Consider the following 17672-nt stretch of genomic DNA (forward strand, 5'->3'; position numbering starts at 1 on the left):
AAGCTCGCTCCTACAGGGTCATATCAGGCTTGAACGCTCAGGCCAAATTCGGCCGAGGCGTCCTGCAACCACAACCACCAGTAATCCGAGAAGCTGCGACGAATCACCAGCTCCCAGGTGTCTTCAGCGGTATGGCGAATCACCAGCTGCGACTTGGCGAACACCGTGCCCACCGCCTTGCCCACCGGGAAGTTGTTGGGGTGCACGTCATAGCTGGTGGACTTCATCAGCACATCGCGCACGTTCGGGCCGCTGAGTTCGAGGATCTGCTGGCCGCCGCTGACGTTGACGACTTGGATATGCAGGTCACCCAGGGCGGCGCGCAGGTTTTGTTCGGCGGCGAATTCCTCACCGCCTGGCACGATCAGCAACCACTCATCCGGGCCGAGCCATTGCAGGCTGGTTTCACCTTTGACGATGACCTGCAGGGCGCCAGGCAGTTCGATGCCCAGGGCCTTGTGCACACCGGCGGCGAAGGCCGCGTCATGGCCGTCGCCACGGATCGTGAGATGACCAAGCAATTTCTTTTCGCGCACGGTCACGCCGGCGTTCTTGCGGCCCTTGCCGACCAGGCTGGCGAGGTCGGCATGGTGCAGCGACGACTCGGCCTTGGCACCGGAGGTGGGGCGTTGCTGGTAAACATTGGCTGCTGTCATGGAGCACCTTTCCTGAATTCTGTTGTGAGGCTGATGGCCTCATCGGGAGCAAGCCCCCTCCCACATTTGAAAGTATTCACACATCAAAATGTGGGAGGGGCGGTGCGACGATTCGACTTGCTCCCGATGGCCGCGCCGCGGTCTATCAGATGTTCTGCCGATCACCCTTAGGATCAAAGAACACCGAAGACACAATCTCCGCCTCGATCACGCTGCCATCCGCCTGGGGCGAGAACACCCGCTCACCGATGCGCTTCAAGCCACCCTTGACCACGCCCATGGCAAACGAATAACCCAGGGAGTTGTGCGCGTAGCTGGAGGTGACGTGACCGACCATCTTCATCGGGATCGTCTGCTTCGGATCGAACACCAGTTGCGCGCCTTCCGGCAGCCACACGTTCGGGTCGATCGGCTTCAAGCCCACCAGTTGCTTGCGCTCTTCACGCACACAGTCTTCCCGGTTCATGCCGCGCCAGCCGATCCACGAGAACGGCTTGGTGCGACCGACACACCAGCCCATGTTCAGGTCGTCCGGGGTCATCGAGCCGTCAGTGTCCTGGCCGACGATGATGAAGCCCTTCTCGGCCCGCAGTACGTGCATGGTTTCAGTGCCGTACGGGGTCAGGTTGTACTTCTTGCCGGCCGCGACGATCTGTTCCAGCACGCCCATGGCGTAGTCGGCCTGCACGTTGACTTCGTACGACAGCTCACCGGTAAACGAGATACGGAACACCCGCGCCGGTACGCCACCCACCAGGCCTTCTTTCCAGGTCATGAACGGGAAGCCGTCCTTGTCCAGGTCGATGTCGGTGACTTCCGCCAGCAGCTTGCGGCTGTTGGGGCCGGACAGGGTCATGGTCGCCCAATGGTCGGTGACCGAGGTGAAGTACACCTTGAGGTCCGGCCATTCGGTCTGTTGGTAGATTTCCAGCCACTGCAGCACACGGGCGGCGCCGCCGGTGGTGGTGGTCATCAGGAAGTGGTTGTCGGCGAGGCAGGCGGTAACGCCGTCGTCGAAGACCATGCCGTCTTCCTTGCACATCAGGCCGTAGCGCGCCTTGCCCACGTCGAGCTTGGTCCAGGCGTTGGTGTAGATGCGGTTGAGGAACTCACGGGCATCCGGGCCCTGGATATCGATCTTGCCGAGGGTGGACGCATCCAGCAGGCCGACGCTGTCGCGCACGGCCAGGCATTCGCGTTTTACCGCAGCGTGCAGGTCTTCACCGTTGCGTGGGAAGTACCATGGGCGTTTCCATTGGCCGACGTCTTCGAACTCGGCGCCGTTTTTCACGTGCCAGGCTTGCAGGGCGGTGTAGCGCACCGGCTCGAAGATGTGCCCACAGTGCCGGCCCGCCACCGCGCCGAAGGTCACCGGCGTGTAGTTGGGGCGGAACATGGTGGTGCCCATCTGCGGGATGGTCACGTTCAGCGAGCGCGCGGCAATCGCCAGGCCGTTGACGTTACCGAGCTTGCCCTGGTCGGTGCCGAAGCCCAGCGCGGTGTAGCGCTTGACGTGTTCCACCGACTCGAAACCTTCGCGGGTGGCCAGTTCGATGGCGGCGGCGGTGACGTCGTTTTGCAGGTCGACAAATTGCTTCGGCGCCCGTGCGGTCGCTTTCTCGTGAGGCACCTGGAACAGCGCCAGGGTCGGCTCTTCCAGACGGCTCAAGGCTTTTGGCAGCGTACCTTCCACCGGGGCAAAACCGGCGTCGCTGGCGGCGCGCACGCCGCCTTCAAAACCATCGGCCAGGGAATCGCCAAGGCCGTAGACGCCGTTGATGCCACCGACGCACACACGTTTCTGCGGGGCTTCGCCCGGTACAAACCCGAGGATGTCTTCGCGCCAGGTCGGCTTGCCGCCCAGGTGCGAGGCCAAGTGGACCACCGGGCTGTAGCCGCCGGAGCTGGCCACCAGGTCGCAGTCCAGCCATTCGCCGGGGCTGGTGACTTTATGCGCCTTGACGTCGATCGCGGCGATACGCGCAGCGGTCACGCGCTTGGTGCCACGGGCCTCGATCACGGCGCTGCCGGTGAGGATACGAATACCTTTGGCGCGGGCTTCTTCAACCAATGCACCGCGTGGGTTGTGGCGCACATCGGCCACTGCCACCACTTGCAGGCCCGCATCCAGCCAGTCCAATGCAACGCGGTAGGCATGGTCGTTGTTGGTCGACAGCACCAGTTTCTTGCCCGGTGCCACGCCGTAGCGGCGCACGTAAGTGGAGACCGCACCGGCCAGCATGTTGCCCGGCACATCGTTGTTGCCGTACACCAGCGGACGCTCGCACGCACCGGTGGCCAACACCACGCGCTTGGCACGTACACGGTGGATACGCTGGCGCACCACGCCAATCGGCGCACGGTCACCGAGGTGGTCGGTAAGGCGCTCGTGGATGGTCAGGAAGTTATGGTCGTGGTAGCCGTTGACGGTGGCGCGGGGCAGCAGCACCACGTCCGGCAGGGCTTTCAGTTCGGCGATGACACTGGCGACCCACTCGGTGGCCGGCTTGCCGTCGAGGCTTTCGCGGGAGTCGAGCAGCGAACCACCGAACTCTTCCTGCTCATCGGCAATGATCACCCGCGCACCACTGCGTGCTGCAGCCAGTGCAGCGGCGAGGCCGGCAGGGCCGGCGCCGACCACCAGCACGTCGGAATGACGGTTGAAGTTGTCGTAGGTGTCCGGATCGTTCTCGGTCGGCGAGCGCCCCAGGCCGGCGGCCTTGCGGATGTACTTCTCGTAGGTCATCCAGAACGATTGCGGGTACATGAAGGTTTTGTAGTAGAAGCCCGGCGGCATCAGCTTGCCGCCGACCTTGCCGAGGATGCCCATCATGTCGTTGTTGACGCTCGGCCAGCCGTTGGTGCTGGTGGCGACCAAGCCCTGGTACAGCGCCTGTTGCGTGGCGCGCACGTTAGGGATTTGCGTGGCTTCGGTAGCGCCGATCTGCAGCACGGCGTTCGGCTCTTCGGCACCGGCGGCAAAGATGCCCCGCGGGCGCGAGTACTTGAAGCTGCGGCCGATGATATCGACGCCGTTGGCCAGCAAAGCAGCGGCCAGGGTGTCGCCCTCGAAGCCTTTGTAGCTCTGGCCATTAAAACTGAAGGTCAGGACTTTGTTACGGTCGATCCGGCCACCGTTGGACAGGCGATTGATCTGGCTCATACCTTCTCTCCAGAAGCCTTGGCGGTGAATTGCGGCTGGGTGCCAATCTTGTAGGTTTCAAGAATTTCGTAGGTCACGGTGTCGCGGGTCGCGTTGAAGTACTGGCGGCAACCGGCGGCGTGAATCCACAGTTCGTGGTGCAGGCCACGGGGGTTATCGCGGAAGAACATGTAGTCGCCCCACTGCTCGTCGGTGCAGGCATTCGGGTCCAGCGGGCGCGGGATGTGCGCTTGGCCGGACGCGTGGAATTCCTCTTCGGAGCGCAGTTCGCCACAGTGAGGACAGAAGATATGCAACATAGGGAATTTCTCCTGTTAGTGGGCGACGGCCGCAGCGCCGTGTTCGTCGATCAACGCACCGTTGTGGAAACGGTCGATGGAGAAAGGCGCCGCCAATGGGTGCATTTCACCCTTCGCGAGGCTGGCGGCAAATACGTTGCCTGAGCCCGGCGTGGCCTTGAAGCCACCGGTGCCCCAACCGCAGTTGAAGAACATGTTCGGTACCGGGGTCTTGGAGATGATCGGGCACGCATCCGGCGTGGTGTCGACGATGCCGCCCCACTGACGGTTCATGCGCACCCGCGACAGCACCGGGAACATCTCGACGATGGCCTGGATGGTGTGTTCGATCACCGGGTACGAGCCGCGCTGGCCGTAGCCGTTGTAGCCGTCGATACCGGCTCCGATCACCAGGTCGCCCTTGTCGGACTGGCTGATGTAGCCGTGCACGGCGTTGGACATGATCACGCTGTCGATAATTGGTTTGATCGGCTCCGACACCAACGCTTGCAGCGGGTGGGATTCGATCGGCAGGCGGAAGCCCGCCAGCGAGGCCATGTGCCCGGAGTTACCGGCGGTCACCACGCCGACGCGCTTGGCGCCGATAAAGCCCTTGTTGGTTTCCACACCGATGCACACGCCGTTTTCCTTGCGGAAGCCGATCACTTCGGTCTGCTGGATCAGGTCCACGCCGAGTGCGTCGGCGGCGCGGGCAAAGCCCCAGGCCACGGCATCGTGACGAGCCACGCCGCCGCGACGTTGCACGGTGGCACCGAGTACCGGGTAACGGGTGTTTTTCGAGCAATCCAGATACGGAATCTCGTCGGCCACTTGCTTGGCATTCAGCAGCTCGCCATCCACGCCATTCAGGCGGTTGGCGCTGACGCGACGCTCGGAATCACGGATGTCCTGCAGGGTGTGGCACAGGTTGTAGACGCCACGCTGGGAGAACATCACGTTGTAGTTCAGGTCCTGGGACAGGCCTTCCCACAATTTCATCGCGTGTTCGTACAGGTGCGCCGACTCGTCCCACAGGTAGTTGGAACGCACGATGGTGGTGTTGCGCGCTGTGTTACCGCCGCCCAACCAGCCTTTCTCGACCACGGCCACGTTGGTGATGCCGTGCTCTTTCGCCAGGTAGTAAGCCGTCGCCAGACCATGCCCGCCGCCGCCGACGATGACCACGTCGTAGACCTTTTTCGGGGTCGGCGTGCGCCACATCTTCTGCCAGTTTTCGTGGTGGCTGAGGGAGTGCTTGAAGAGGCCGAAGCCCGAGTAGCGTTGCATAGTCATTACTCCAAAACCGCGCTCAGCGATAAACCGGGAAATCAGCGCACAGGGCAGACACGTGCTTGGCCACGTTGGCCTCGACGTCGGCGTCGCCGAGGTTGTCGAGGATGTCGCAGATCCAGCCAGCCAGCTCGATGCACTGCGGCACCTTGAAACCGCGCGTGGTCACCGCCGGGGTGCCGATGCGCAGGCCCGAGGTCACGAACGGCGACTGCGGGTCATTCGGCACGGCGTTCTTGTTGACGGTGATGTGGGCGCGACCGAGGGCGGCATCCGCCTCTTTGCCGGTGAGGCCCTGACGGATCAGGCTGACCAGGAACAGGTGGTTATCGGTGCCGCCGGACACTACATCGTAGCCGCGTTTGATAAACACGCTGGCCATGGCCTGGGCGTTGTCGATCACTTGCTGCTGGTAGGCCTTGAAACCGGGCTCCAGCGCTTCCTTGAAGCACACGGCTTTGCCGGCGATGACGTGCATCAGCGGGCCGCCCTGGGCGCCGGGGAAGACGGCGGCGTTGAGTTTCTTTTCAATCTCTTCGTTGGCCTTGGCCAGGATCAGACCGCCACGGGGACCGCGCAGGGTCTTGTGGGTGGTGGTGGTGACCACATCGGCGTACGGCAGCGGGTTCGGGTACAGGCCGGCGGCGACCAGGCCGGCGACGTGGGCCATGTCGACAAACAGCAGCGCGCCTACTTTGTCAGCGATAGCGCGGAAGCGTGGGAAATCCAGGGTCTTGGAGTAGGCGGAGAAACCGGCCACGACCATTTTCGGCTTGTGCTCCACCGCCAGGCGCTCGACTTCGTCGTAGTCGATCAGGCCGGTGTCGGTGTTGATGCCGTACTGCACCGCGTTGTACAGCTTGCCCGAGGACGACACCTTGGCACCGTGGGTCAAGTGACCGCCGTGGGCCAGGCTCATGCCCAGGATGGTGTCGCCCGCATTGATCAGCGCCAGGTACACGGCGCTGTTGGCGGACGAACCGGAGTGCGGTTGCACGTTGGCGTAATCGGCGCCGAACAACTGCTTGGCGCGCTCGATGGCCAGGGCCTCGACCTTGTCCACGTGCTCGCAGCCACCGTAGTAGCGCTTGCCCGGGTAGCCTTCGGCGTATTTGTTGGTGAGGCCGCTGCCCTGGGCCTGCATCACACGCTTGCTGGTGTAGTTCTCCGACGCGATCAGCTCGATATGATCTTCCTGACGCTGCTCCTCGGCGTTCATGGCCGCCAGCAGTGCGTCGTCATATCCCTGAATCTGGTCTTGTTTGCTGAACATCGCGTCTCTCCCAGCCTTTCGTATTGTTGAGGCCCGTGCAGGGCCCTTTGATGCGATGGTAGGGCTGGCGCAGACAGGCCAAATGCCTGCGCACGCCACGCAAAGGTGCGTTTACGACATTAGAGGAGCGCCACGAAATAAATGTGGAATAGGGCTTGTGTGGGAGGGGGCTTGCTCCCGATAGCGGTGGGTCAGCTTGCCTATGCAGTGGCTGACACTCAGCATCGGGAGCAAGCCCCCTCCCACAGCGGTCAGGCGATGATCTGACGGACCAGTAGCAGCAGGAGGAAATGCACTGGATATAAGGCATACGCCCAGCGGCGCATAGGCGGTGGCGAGACATTTTTGGCATGTCGCAATAAGACCAAGCCCGCCAACGGCGCGATCAGACACGCGACCAATCCCAGGAGCGCCACTGGCGTGGCGCTATTGAGCAGGATCTGCCATTGGTTGGCGGCCACGCAGACCCATCCTGGCAACACACTGAAGTACCAAGGCCGACGAAACACCAGCAACATCGCCAGTGGCAGCAACACACCAAAGAAACCGAACATTAAGTGCGACGAAAATACCGCCGCTATCGTGACGGCGATCAACGCCAATCCTCGATCAAAAAACGCCTTCTGCTGCCATCCTCGGGCAACCAGCAGCCCCAACGCCAAGGTGGGCAGCACGTTCAACGTATCGGCGTCCTCGATAAACAGCCGATACGGCACTTCGCTGATCACGCTGAACAGCAGCAGCCAGCCCAGGTAGCGCCACTGGCCGGTCACCGGCGCATTTCGGGCCCGGTGCAGGTTCGCCGCAATCGCCAGGCAAAACCACGGAAACGCCAGGCGCCCCGGCACATACAGGCCATCGAGGCTCAGACCGACATAACGCAGGTGGTCCAGCACCATGCTCAGCAGCGCCAGCCACTTGAGCAAATCCAAAGCGCCATCACGGACGCGTCCGACAGGCATCGTTTCAGAACCGTGCATAATTCCCCAGTGACTTTGCATTTACAGTGCGTGCGCAGCGCCAACCATCTTGGTTACAGTGCGCACCAACATCGACCACAGGAATGGGCCATGACCGACAAGAGCCAACAATTCGCCAGTGACAACTATTCGGGCATTTGCCCCGAAGCCTGGGCCGCCATGGAACAAGCCAACCAGGGTCATCAACGTGCCTACGGTGATGATGAATGGACCCACCGCGCCGCCGACGGTTTCCGCAACCTGTTCGAAACCGACTGCGAAGTGTTCTTCGCCTTCAACGGTACGGCCGCCAACTCCCTGGCGCTGTCCTCCTTGTGCCAGAGCTACCATAGCGTGATTTGCTCGGAAACCGCCCACGTCGAAACCGACGAATGCGGCGCGCCGGAGTTTTTCTCAAACGGCTCCAAGCTGCTCACAGCCCGCACCGAAAACGGCAAGCTGACCCCGGAATCGATCCGCGAGATCGCCCTCAAGCGCCAGGACATCCACTACCCCAAACCCCGCGTAGTGACCCTGACCCAGGCCACCGAAGTCGGCAGCGTCTACACCCCGGAAGAAATCCGCGCCATCAGTGCTACCTGCAAGGAACTGGGGCTGAACCTGCACATGGACGGCGCACGCTTTTCCAACGCCTGTGCTTTCCTCGGCTGCTCACCCGCCGACCTGACCTGGAAAGCCGGAGTGGACGTGTTGTGCTTTGGCGGCACCAAGAACGGCATGGCCGTGGGTGAAGCCATCCTGTTCTTCAACCACAAACTGGCGGAAGACTTCGACTACCGCTGCAAACAGGCCGGCCAGCTGGCCTCGAAAATGCGCTTCCTGTCCGCCCCTTGGGTGGGACTGCTGGAAAACGACGCCTGGCTCAAACATGCGCGCCACGCCAACCACTGCGCGCAATTGCTCAGTAGCCTGGTGGCGGATATTCCCGGTGTGGAGTTGATGTTCCCGGTGCAGGCCAACGGTGTGTTCCTGCAACTGTCGGAACCGGCGATTGCCGCGCTGACGGCCAAGGGCTGGCGCTTCTATACCTTCATCGGCAAAGGCGGTGCGCGGTTCATGTGCGCGTGGGATACCGACGAAGAGCGAGTAAGAGAATTGGCCGCAGACATCCGCGAAGTCATGGGCGCCTGACAATGACTCACTGATGTGCATAAAACAAATGTGGGAGGGAGCAAGCCCCCTCCCACATTTGGATTGTGTTGTGCCTGCTCGAGCAATCAGAACTCGATGCGCACATCGCCCTTCGGTACGCTGCAGCACGACAGGATGTAGCCTTCGGCTTCGTCTTCCTCGGTAATCCCGCCGTTGTGGTCCATCTCCACCTCACCGCCCAGCTTCATCACCTTGCACGTCCCGCAAATCCCCATGCCGCAGGCCTTTGGAATCAACAGACCAAGCTTGGCCGCCGCTGCGTGGACGGTCTCGCCAGGGGCGACGCGAATGCTCTTGCCCGAGGCGATGAACTCCACCTGATGCAGATCCGCCAGGTCGATTTCCGGGGCATCCGCCGCTTGCTCGGCCTGCTCCACCGCGTCGGCGCGGGCTTCCGGCGGCGTAGCGCCGAAGGATTCCTCGTGGTAGCGCGCCATGTCGAAACCGGCGACTTCCAACAGGCGTTTCACCGCATTCATGTAGGGCGTCGGGCCGCAGCAGAACACTTCGCGCTCAAGGAAGTCGGGCACCATCAGTTCGAGCATCTTGTGATTCAAGTAGCCGCGATAACCGGCCCAGGGCTCGCCCAGGCCATGCTTTTCGCAGATCAGGTGCAGGCTGAAGTTGTCGATCCGCGACGCCATATGCTCCAGCTCGCGGTGGTAGATGATGTCCTTGGGCGAGCGGGCACTGTGGATAAACGTCATGTCGACGTTGGCGTTGGTGTCGTAGAACCAGCGCGCCATGGACATCACCGGCGTGATCCCCACGCCGCCACTGAGGTACAGCACTTTCGGGCTGGGGAAGTCGATGGCATTGAACAACCCGACCGGCCCGTGCACCGCCAATTCCTGGCCTTCATGCAGGGTGTCGTGCAGCCAGTTGGACACCTTGCCGCCCGGCACACGCTTGATGGTCACCGAGAAGCTGTAGGGCACCGACGGCGAACTGGAAATGGTGTACGAGCGCATGATCGGCTGGCCGTCGATTTCCAGCTCCAGGGTGACGAACTGCCCCGGCTTGAAAAAGAACAGGATCGGCTGGTCGGCCATAAAGCAGAAGGTGCGCACATCCCAGGTTTCCTGGATGACTTTGACGCAACGGACGATGTGCCGACCATTGGCCCAGGTCTGGGTGGTTACCGGATTCAGGAAATTATTGGACATGTTGTTCTCCACCGCCGACGTCGGCCTTATGGTGGCGATTCTGCGTAACGCGGGAACCGCCCATTTACCTATCTGCGACATTCACATACTTATCGCGACCAGCCCCCATGCCACGGGGGTTGCGCGTCGGGAACAGAGTGGGCCATGTCGCTCATGGATAAGGTTCGGCGCATCAGCAGCCCCACACTCGCTCCCAACAACGACGTTTTCTTTACGCCTTGCTGCAAACCTGATCAGCCACTATTCGTCGGCCACACAGAATGGCCATGAGGACACACACGATGGACGTCACCGCAACCTTAAGCTTGGGCGATCCGCTGGAACCCGCACGCAAGGCCACCGCGCAAATGCTGCAAGAGCGCGAGCGCACGTTTTCGCTGCCGCAGCCGTTCTACTCTGATGAGCGGCTGTTTGATATCGACATGCAGGAGATCTTCCAGAAAGAGTGGTTGATCGCCGGCATGACCTGCGAGATCCCCAGCAAGGGCAACTACCTGACCCTGCAAGTGGGCAAGAACCCGATCATCGTGATCCGTGGCGCCGAAGGCGTGGTGCATGCGTTCCACAACGTCTGCCGCCACCGGGGTTCGCGCCTGTGCACCAGCGACAAGGGCAAGGTTGCCAAGCTGGTGTGCCACTACCACCAGTGGACCTACGAGCTGGACGGTCGCCTGCTGTTCGCCGGCACCGAGATGGGCGCCGATTTCGACATGAAGCAATACGGCCTCAAGCCGGTGAACGTGAAGACCGCCGGCGGCTACATCTTCATCAGCCTGGCCGAGAACCCGCCGGCCATCGATGATTTCCTGTCGACGCTGAACCACTACATGGAACCCTACGACATGGAGAACACCAAGGTGGCGGTGCAAACCACCTTGATGGAAAAGGCCAACTGGAAGCTGGTGCTGGAAAACAACCGCGAGTGCTACCACTGCAATGCGTCGCACCCCGAGCTGTTGAAAACCCTGCTGGAATGGGACGACGTCACCGACCCACGCGCCGACCAGGCCTTCAAGGACCATGTCGCCGCTTCGGCCGCTGCCTGGGATGCCGAGAAGATCCCTTACGCCCACGCCAGCTTCGGCCTGCGTAACCGTATCGTGCGCATGCCGCTGCTCAAGGGCACCGTGTCGATGACCCTGGACGGCAAGCAGGGCTGCGCCAAGCTGATGGGCCGCATCAAGAACCCCGACCTCGGCTCGATGCGCATCCTGCACCTGCCGCATTCCTGGAACCACTGCATGGGCGACCACATCATCGTGTTCACGGTGTGGCCGATCAGCGCCCAGGAAACCATGGTGACCACCAAGTGGCTGGTGCACAAGGACGCCGTGGAAGGCGTGGACTACGACGTGGAGCGCATGCGCCAGGTGTGGGACGCCACCAACGACCAGGACCGTCGCCTGGCCGAAGAGAACCAGCGCGGGATCAACTCCACCGCCTACCAGCCTGGCCCGTACTCCAAGACCTATGAGTTCGGCGTGGTGAACTTCGTGGACTGGTACAGCGAGCGCATGTTGAACAACCTCGGCGCAGCCCCGGCGCCTTACCTCAAGGGTGTGGCTGCACACGAATAACCGATACCCACAACTCAAAACTGTGGGAGGGGGCTTAAGGCTTTTTGTAGGAGCGAGCTTGCTCGCGAAAAACTCACAAGCGCCGCGTTCATTCAGGAAGCACGCGTTATCGTTGACGTTTTTCGCGAGCAAGCTCGCTCCTACAAGAAGCGATGTACGCGACCGGCATTAGGGCCCCTCCCACATTTGAACCTCACACTGCTTAATATTTGATCAACTCTCTCGCAGACCACTGGCAGCCTGCCCTCCAGCCTTTACCCAACAACTTATCCACAAAGCCACCCACAGCAATTGTGGGCAACTGCGCTATCCAACCAAAATTAATTGAAGAAAATCCGTGACTTATTCAAGTTGACGGTTCTAACGGCACACTGATCATTTATTGATCAAAACCCTACAAGCTACGTAGAACGTGACCTGTAGCGGTACGCAAACACCTTATCCACAGAACCGCCAACAGACTTTGGGGGCAACTTCGGCAGCGCTGTGGAAAACCGCGTCAAACCTTCATATACCAAGGGTTTCAGCTATATTCCTGGGGTTTAGCGGCAATTTGATCAATAAACAACCAGACGACGGAAAGCCTCTATTCATAAGGCCTGTAGCGGATAGCAAACATCTTATCCACAGAAGCGCCAACAGACTTTGGGGGCAACTCAAACCGCTGCTTCCTCCTTATCCACACAAAAAAGCACCAGAAAACCGTAACTTAGCTTGGTCGTTTTTCGTACAGGAGCTTGCAGGCCTTGATTTACGGGGCGTGTGGATAACCACCAACACCTTATCCACAGCCAGGCTCACAGCGTTTGTGGGTAACCGCACAACCTGTACAAAAAACACCCAGCATCTACACTCACCCTTGCAGTCAATTCCATGGCCTGGGTTAACGCGGAAGTCCTTGGCAGCCTGATCGGGAGGAAGAACGGTGATGTGGCAGGGCAAGCCCAGCCATCACTGCGCCAAAGGTTTTACGCTGATTGAATTACTACTGACGCTGGCCCTGCTGGCCACGCTTGCGACAGTGGCTTATCCGCTGACAGCATTGATGGGTAAACGTGATCGAGAACTGGACCTGCAACGTTCGTTGCGGGAAATCCGGCGTGCGATCGATGCCTACAAAGACGCCAGTGACGATGGCCGCATTGAAAAGAGCATCACCGACAGCGGTTATCCACCTTCCCTGCAGGTATTGGTCGAAGGCGTAACGGACAACACCCATCTGCAAGGCAACAAACTCTATTTCCTGCGACGTATTCCCCGGGACCCATTCTGCGAGTGTCCCGAGCTGGCGGCTGACAAAACCTGGCAATTGCGCAGTTACAAGAGCAGCGCCGACAACCCACAAGAGGGAGAAGATGTATTCGACGTTTCATCCCGAAGCACCCGGGAGAGCTTGAATGGAACGTCATACAGCCAATGGTGATCGGGGTTTTACCCTGATTGAGTTGCTGGTGGTCATGGCGATCATCGCCACCCTCATGACCCTGGTCACCCCGCAGTACTTCCGCCAGCACACCAAGGCCCAGGAAACCGTGCTGCGCCACAACCTGTCTTCCATTCGCCAGGCCCTGGACCAATACCGCGAGGACCACAGCGCCAATCCCGAGTCCCTGCAAGCCCTGGTGGACCGTCGCTACCTGCGCGAGATCCCCATGGACCCGCTGACCGGCAGGCGTGACACCTGGCAACTGCAACCTTCGGACGAACAAGGCCTGGGCGATGTACGCAGCGGTGCCACAGGTGCCGACACGAACGGGAGCGCCTATGCAGATTGGTAGGCACAACCAGCAGGGCTCGGTGTTCATGGGCATGTTGGTGACAGTGGCCGTGGTGGCCGTGATGCTGATGGAAGTCGGCACCCTGTGGTCCAGCGTGCTGCAGCGCGAACGCGAGCTGGAACTGCTGGCGCGGGGCAATGAAATCCGCCGGGCGATCGGGCTGTACTACGCCGCCGGCAACACCTACCCCAAGTCCCTCGACGACCTGGTGCTCGACCGTCGCCAACCCACCACCCAGCGCTATCTGCGCCGTGCCTACACCGATCCGCTGACTGGCAGCGCCGAATGGGGCGTAGTCGCGGGCCCAGGCGAAACGTTCATGGGCGTGTTCAGCACCGCCCAGGGCACGCCGTTCAAACAAGGCAATTTTTCAGCCATCAATCAGAGTTTTACAGGACAAGGCAGTTATCAAGGGTGGGTGTTTCTGTTTGGTCCTGGGCAGAACAACCCTGCAACCCGCATCGCTCCCAAGGGAGATCAACTGAGCAAATGATGCCGATTGAATAAGCACACTGATCGTTCCAGCCGTTCGGAACTTGTTTATCTGAATTGAGGTGGATCAAGCATGAGTAACTTACAGCGCTTAATGAAATGGTTGTTGGCGGCGGTCTTGTTGGCACCGACGCTGGTCATGGCCCACGGTGCGGTGGACACGCCCGTCGCACGACAGGTCTATTGCAGGGCACTCCCGGATTTCTGGTCAGGCAGCCCCAGTGATGCAGGGTGCGCGGCCCTGTCTAAAGTGAGTAAGCAGTATCCAGGCCAGCAATGGAATGAAGTGGCCCATTTGATCAGGCAACCGGGTTACAACGACCCTGAAATCGTCAAACGAGAAGTGCCCGATGGCAAACTTTGTTCGGCGGCTGACAGCAAGAAAGATGGCCTGAACATTGTGTCGGACCAGTGGCATCGCACCGACGTTACGCCCACCAATGGCATGATGGATGTGCGCATCATCGGCACTGCGCCACACGTGCCCAGTTTCGCGAAGGTCTTTCTCACAAAACCGGGCTTTGACCCGACCAGGTCGCCGCTGACCTGGAATGACCTGACGCTCATCCACACCCAGCAGTTCGAGCGCGCGCAAACCGACTGGGGCAATAATCCACCCATCATGTCGGGAGCCTCGGGGTACTTCAAGTTCGCTGTACCTATCCCATCGGGGCAAACGGGCAACGCCACGCTGTTCGTGCAGTGGCAGCGTATCGATCCAGCGGGTGAAGGGTTCTATAACTGCAGTGACATCAACATCGTCGGTGCCGGAATCCCGGAGCAGTGGGTCGATATCGGCCAATTCATCGATCAGGTCATGGAGACCCTCAAACCGGGTGACTCAGTCCACTTCCGCATCCTCGACAACACACCGGCGGCCAGGGAAGTGGTGGACATTACCCTGCCCATTACCGCGAGCAACCTCGACCCGAACATATGGGGCCAGCAATTGGCGAATCAGATCAACCCAAGCATTGCCAAGGTAGGAGAGAAAAAAACCGGCAATATTGTATTCAATACCAGCGATGCCAGCGCCAACTCGGTTTACACATTGGCGAAGGGTTACAGCCGTGCAATGGCGATCATCCCTGGCAGCGAAACCCCGACAAACCCTACGGCGCCTGTCGCGAAAATAACCGGGCCCACCACCATGCAATCCGGCCGGCCGTTTACCTTCAGCGCCAGTCAGTCCGTGGGGCACAACGGTCCATTGCTCTACAGCTGGACTGTTATCGGAATGAACCGGCCCTACAACCAGATGACTGTAAGCGGTGTGGCGGTTAACGTTCCTCAGCCGACGCAGCACGAGGTGCGATTGCTGGTACGGGACGAGCAGAATGGCAAGACCGGCCTGGCGCGGCAGACCTTTACCGTGACCCCTTCCAGTGGCGGCGGGGACTATCCGGCCTACAAAGAAGGCACTGCGTACAACGCCGGCGACATCGTGAGCAATAACGGCAAAAACTATAAGTGCAAACCTCACCCCTACACCGCGTGGTGCGCAGGCGCCGCCTGGGCGTATGCCCCCGGCACGGGCACAGCGTGGGACCAGGCCTGGGACGAAGTTCGATGACCCGCTCGAACGCATATTCAGTTACTGGATAAGCATAAGAGCCAAACGTTATAGGGCGCCTCACGGCGCCTTATATCGAGCAACGCTACAGTTGAAGATGTACTTGAATTGAAAAGGTTCTAACGCAGTCCTACCGGCGGTGCCCGCTTCACAGCGGGCCGGGAGAGTTATACACAACCGCCGTACCTTGGCACTCCCAACAGGGTATTTCCATGCGTATTCACTCATTTATCCACAGCCCCCAGCGTGCCTTCACCTTGCTGGAGCTGCTGGTCGTCCTGCTGATCATCGCCCTGCTCGCCGGCTACGTCGGCCCGAAGATGTTCGACCGCCTGGAACTGGCCAAGGTACAAACCGCCCAGGGCCAGATGAAAGCCCTTGCCGATGCCTTGAACCAGTACCGCCTGGACAACGGCAACTACCCCGACGAAACCCTTGGCCTCGACGCCCTCACCACCCGGCCCGCCAACGCCAGCCATTGGCAGGGCCCCTATGTGAAGACGCTGCCGCCAGACCCTTGGGGTAACCCGTATCTCTACAAGAACCCCGGCACACCACCCAACGATGCGGAGATCATCTGCCTGGGTCGTGACGGCAAGGCCGGCGGGGTGAATACCTACGCCGACATTGTGTACGGCCTGTGACATGCACACGCTGCGGCGGGTCCTGATACTGCTGTGCCTCACGGGTACCGCACAGGCCAACTGCTGGCAACTGGCAGCCAGCCGCTACCACGTCGACCCGCTGTTGCTTTATGCGATCGCCAAGGTCGAATCCGGCCTCAACCCCAGCGCACGCAACCTCAACAGCGATGGCAGCCAGGACATCGGCCTGATGCAAATCAACAGCCGCCACTTGCCCGCACTGGCCCGGGTCGGCATCACCGAGCAGCACTTGATCACCCAGCCCTGCACCAGCGTCATGGTGGGCGCGTGGATTCTTGCCGGGTTTATCCGCGAGCAGGGTTATGGCTGGCAGGCCGTGGGCGCCTATAACGCCGGGGCCAAGCCGGACCGGGAAGCACGGCGCTCACGCTACGCCCTGGCGGTGTGGCGTTACTACGCGTTGTTGTTGCAACAGCGCCAACAACGGGCGGGGCAAACGCCATGATCGACTTTGACGTGCGCATCATCCGCGACGGCCATTTGCAGACCCTGCGCCTGCAAGCCCTCGACGTCGCCCAGGCGCGCCAGCAACTGCAGGCCGACGGCGCCCAGGTCATCTCGCTGAAAGCCCGCCGCCCACTCAAACTGCCCAGCCGTCGTAGCACGTTCGCCTTGGGCCTGTTTATCCAGGAGCTGGTGGTACTGCTCGATGCCGGCCTGGTGCTGGTGGAAGCCGTGGAGACCCTGCGCGACAAGGCGCCAGCAGGGATTAACCGGCAAGTCATGAGCGATCTGCTCGCGTCTATGTACGAAGGCAATTCGCTGTCCAAGGCGATGCTGCTCAAGCCGCAGACTTTCCCGTCACTGTTAATTGCCACCGTGGCGTCCTCGGAACACAGCGGCCAATTGGCCGTGGCCCTGCGCCGCTACCATCATTTTGAAGCCCACCTGGCAACCGTGAAGAAGCGCGTCAGCGGCGCCCTGATGTACCCCTTGGTGGTACTCAGCGTCGGCGCGTTGATCCTGCTGTTCCTGCTGTTCTTCGTGATCCCGCGCTTTGCCTCGGTGTTCGACGCCGTGGCCGATCTGCCGGCCACCGCACGCTTTATGGTGTGGTGGGGCGCACTGGTAGACGCGCGTGGCATGGAGTTGCTGCTTGGCCTGGTGCTGGCGATTGCCGCGCTGATGCTGTTGTTGCGCAGCGCCGGGTTCAAGCGCCGCATCGCCCAGCTGTTCTGGAAGATCCCCAGCCTGGGCGCCCAACGCACGCTGTTTATCCTCGCGCGCTTTTATCGCACCGCCGGCATGTTGCTGATGGGCGGCATGCCGGTGGTCACTGCGGTGGAGCTGTCCGGTGCGCTGCTGCCCGTGGAACGCCAGGCGGACCTGCGCCAGGCCATGACCGACATCCAGGCCGGCCAGCCACTGTCCACTGCCCTCGCCCGCCATCGATTGACCACCGCCGTCGCCGAACGCCTGCTACGCGTGGGTGAACAAAGCGGTGAGCTGGCGGCGATGTGCGAGCGCATCGCGCAGTTCCACGATGAAGCGCTGGAGCGTGCCATCGAGCTGTTCAGCAAAGTCTTCGAGCCGTTGTTGATGCTGGTGGTGGGCGGGCTGATCGGCCTGATCGTATTCATGTTGTACATGCCGATTTTCGAACTGGCAGGCTCCATCCAGGGGTAGTGC

Annotated in this window: 16 protein-coding genes; 9 read left to right on the forward strand and 7 right to left on the reverse strand. The window is 60.9% G+C overall.

From position 1 onward, the window contains the following. Positions 1–23: 23 nt before the first annotated feature. The 6 genes from BLW22_RS27220 to BLW22_RS27245 form a co-directional block, all read right to left on the reverse strand. A complete protein-coding gene (locus BLW22_RS27220) occupies positions 24–656 on the reverse strand; it encodes a sarcosine oxidase subunit gamma (protein WP_027605977.1) in 633 nt (210 codons plus the stop codon). 145 nt (positions 657–801) lie between these two features. After that, positions 802–3819, reverse strand: a complete 3018-nt coding sequence (locus BLW22_RS27225) for a sarcosine oxidase subunit alpha (protein WP_074847784.1) — start codon at positions 3817–3819, stop codon at positions 802–804. Then, complete coding sequence (locus tag BLW22_RS27230; protein ID WP_074847785.1) at positions 3816–4118, reverse strand: sarcosine oxidase subunit delta; 303 nt, start codon at positions 4116–4118, stop codon at positions 3816–3818. The genes BLW22_RS27225 and BLW22_RS27230 overlap by 4 nt, the downstream gene beginning before the upstream one ends. A gap of 15 nt (positions 4119–4133) precedes the next feature. Further along, the gene (locus BLW22_RS27235) at positions 4134–5384 is read right to left on the reverse strand and encodes a sarcosine oxidase subunit beta (RefSeq protein ID WP_010207084.1); all 1251 of its coding nucleotides are present in this window, start codon (positions 5382–5384) and stop codon (positions 4134–4136) included. A gap of 22 nt (positions 5385–5406) precedes the next feature. Continuing rightward, a complete protein-coding gene (gene glyA, locus BLW22_RS27240) occupies positions 5407–6660 on the reverse strand; it encodes a serine hydroxymethyltransferase (protein ID WP_065947481.1) in 1254 nt (417 codons plus the stop codon). A gap of 251 nt (positions 6661–6911) precedes the next feature. After that, positions 6912–7640, reverse strand: a complete 729-nt coding sequence (locus BLW22_RS27245; protein ID WP_065925441.1) for a TraX family protein — start codon at positions 7638–7640, stop codon at positions 6912–6914. 90 nt (positions 7641–7730) lie between these two features. Here BLW22_RS27245 and BLW22_RS27250 point away from each other — a divergent pair, with 90 nt between their 5' ends. Continuing rightward, positions 7731–8771: a threonine aldolase family protein gene (locus BLW22_RS27250; RefSeq protein ID WP_027605982.1), complete on the forward strand. Its 1041-nt coding sequence runs from the start codon at positions 7731–7733 to the stop codon at positions 8769–8771. Positions 8772–8857: 86 nt separating this feature from the next. Here BLW22_RS27250 and gbcB read toward each other — a convergent pair whose 3' ends face one another. Further along, the gene (gene gbcB, locus BLW22_RS27255; protein WP_027605983.1) at positions 8858–9958 is read right to left on the reverse strand and encodes a glycine-betaine demethylase subunit GbcB; all 1101 of its coding nucleotides are present in this window, start codon (positions 9956–9958) and stop codon (positions 8858–8860) included. 281 nt (positions 9959–10239) lie between these two features. On the opposite strand from gbcB, the gene gbcA reads away from it, so the two are divergent. From gbcA to BLW22_RS27300, 8 genes are all read left to right on the forward strand, one after another. Beyond that, positions 10240–11535: a glycine-betaine demethylase subunit GbcA gene (gene gbcA, locus BLW22_RS27265; protein ID WP_027605984.1), complete on the forward strand. Its 1296-nt coding sequence runs from the start codon at positions 10240–10242 to the stop codon at positions 11533–11535. Between the two features lie 928 nt (positions 11536–12463). After that, positions 12464–12958, forward strand: coding sequence for a type II secretion system protein (locus BLW22_RS27270; protein ID WP_074847786.1), 495 nt, complete (start codon positions 12464–12466; stop codon positions 12956–12958). Then, positions 12933–13313 (forward strand): type II secretion system protein, encoded by a 381-nt coding sequence (locus BLW22_RS27275; protein WP_065925445.1) that lies wholly within the window; start codon positions 12933–12935, stop codon positions 13311–13313. The genes BLW22_RS27270 and BLW22_RS27275 overlap by 26 nt, the downstream gene beginning before the upstream one ends. Further along, positions 13300–13806, forward strand: a complete 507-nt coding sequence (locus BLW22_RS27280; RefSeq protein WP_235865612.1) for a type II secretion system protein — start codon at positions 13300–13302, stop codon at positions 13804–13806. The genes BLW22_RS27275 and BLW22_RS27280 overlap by 14 nt, the downstream gene beginning before the upstream one ends. A gap of 72 nt (positions 13807–13878) precedes the next feature. Further along, a complete protein-coding gene (locus tag BLW22_RS27285; protein WP_074847787.1) occupies positions 13879–15378 on the forward strand; it encodes a lytic polysaccharide monooxygenase in 1500 nt (499 codons plus the stop codon). Between the two features lie 212 nt (positions 15379–15590). Beyond that, complete coding sequence (gene gspG, locus BLW22_RS27290; protein ID WP_074847788.1) at positions 15591–16022, forward strand: type II secretion system major pseudopilin GspG; 432 nt, start codon at positions 15591–15593, stop codon at positions 16020–16022. Position 16023: 1 nt separating this feature from the next. Further along, positions 16024–16488 carry a transglycosylase SLT domain-containing protein gene (locus tag BLW22_RS27295; protein ID WP_074847789.1) on the forward strand — a complete coding sequence of 155 codons (465 nt, stop codon included), beginning with the start codon at positions 16024–16026 and terminating at the stop codon, positions 16486–16488. Then, on the forward strand, positions 16485–17669 hold the full coding sequence (locus tag BLW22_RS27300; protein WP_074847790.1) for a type II secretion system F family protein: 1185 nt from the start codon (positions 16485–16487) through the stop codon (positions 17667–17669). Before BLW22_RS27295 ends, BLW22_RS27300 begins: the two co-directional genes overlap by 4 nt. Positions 17670–17672: the final 3 nt, after the last annotated feature.

The sequence above is a fragment of the Pseudomonas marginalis genome (assembly GCF_900105325.1).
GTDB lineage: Bacteria > Pseudomonadota > Gammaproteobacteria > Pseudomonadales > Pseudomonadaceae > Aquipseudomonas > Aquipseudomonas marginalis.

What these genes read in the sequence shown, in the direction of transcription:
- BLW22_RS27220 (WP_027605977.1), bottom strand. Translation starts at nt 656, where the DNA reads ATGACAGCAGCCAATGTTTACCAGCAACGCCCCACCTCCGGTGCCAAG.
- BLW22_RS27225 (WP_074847784.1), bottom strand. Translation starts at nt 3,819, where the DNA reads ATGAGCCAGATCAATCGCCTGTCCAACGGTGGCCGGATCGACCGTAAC.
- BLW22_RS27230 (WP_074847785.1), bottom strand. Translation starts at nt 4,118, where the DNA reads ATGTTGCATATCTTCTGTCCTCACTGTGGCGAACTGCGCTCCGAAGAG.
- BLW22_RS27235 (WP_010207084.1), bottom strand. Translation starts at nt 5,384, where the DNA reads ATGCAACGCTACTCGGGCTTCGGCCTCTTCAAGCACTCCCTCAGCCAC.
- glyA (WP_065947481.1), bottom strand. Translation starts at nt 6,660, where the DNA reads ATGTTCAGCAAACAAGACCAGATTCAGGGATATGACGACGCACTGCTG.
- BLW22_RS27245 (WP_065925441.1), bottom strand. Translation starts at nt 7,640, where the DNA reads ATGCACGGTTCTGAAACGATGCCTGTCGGACGCGTCCGTGATGGCGCT.
- BLW22_RS27250 (WP_027605982.1), top strand. Translation starts at nt 7,731, where the DNA reads ATGACCGACAAGAGCCAACAATTCGCCAGTGACAACTATTCGGGCATT.
- gbcB (WP_027605983.1), bottom strand. Translation starts at nt 9,958, where the DNA reads ATGTCCAATAATTTCCTGAATCCGGTAACCACCCAGACCTGGGCCAAT.
- gbcA (WP_027605984.1), top strand. Translation starts at nt 10,240, where the DNA reads ATGGACGTCACCGCAACCTTAAGCTTGGGCGATCCGCTGGAACCCGCA.
- BLW22_RS27270 (WP_074847786.1), top strand. Translation starts at nt 12,464, where the DNA reads ATGTGGCAGGGCAAGCCCAGCCATCACTGCGCCAAAGGTTTTACGCTG.
- BLW22_RS27275 (WP_065925445.1), top strand. Translation starts at nt 12,933, where the DNA reads ATGGAACGTCATACAGCCAATGGTGATCGGGGTTTTACCCTGATTGAG.
- BLW22_RS27280 (WP_235865612.1), top strand. Translation starts at nt 13,300, where the DNA reads ATGCAGATTGGTAGGCACAACCAGCAGGGCTCGGTGTTCATGGGCATG.
- BLW22_RS27285 (WP_074847787.1), top strand. Translation starts at nt 13,879, where the DNA reads ATGAGTAACTTACAGCGCTTAATGAAATGGTTGTTGGCGGCGGTCTTG.
- gspG (WP_074847788.1), top strand. Translation starts at nt 15,591, where the DNA reads ATGCGTATTCACTCATTTATCCACAGCCCCCAGCGTGCCTTCACCTTG.
- BLW22_RS27295 (WP_074847789.1), top strand. Translation starts at nt 16,024, where the DNA reads ATGCACACGCTGCGGCGGGTCCTGATACTGCTGTGCCTCACGGGTACC.
- BLW22_RS27300 (WP_074847790.1), top strand. Translation starts at nt 16,485, where the DNA reads ATGATCGACTTTGACGTGCGCATCATCCGCGACGGCCATTTGCAGACC.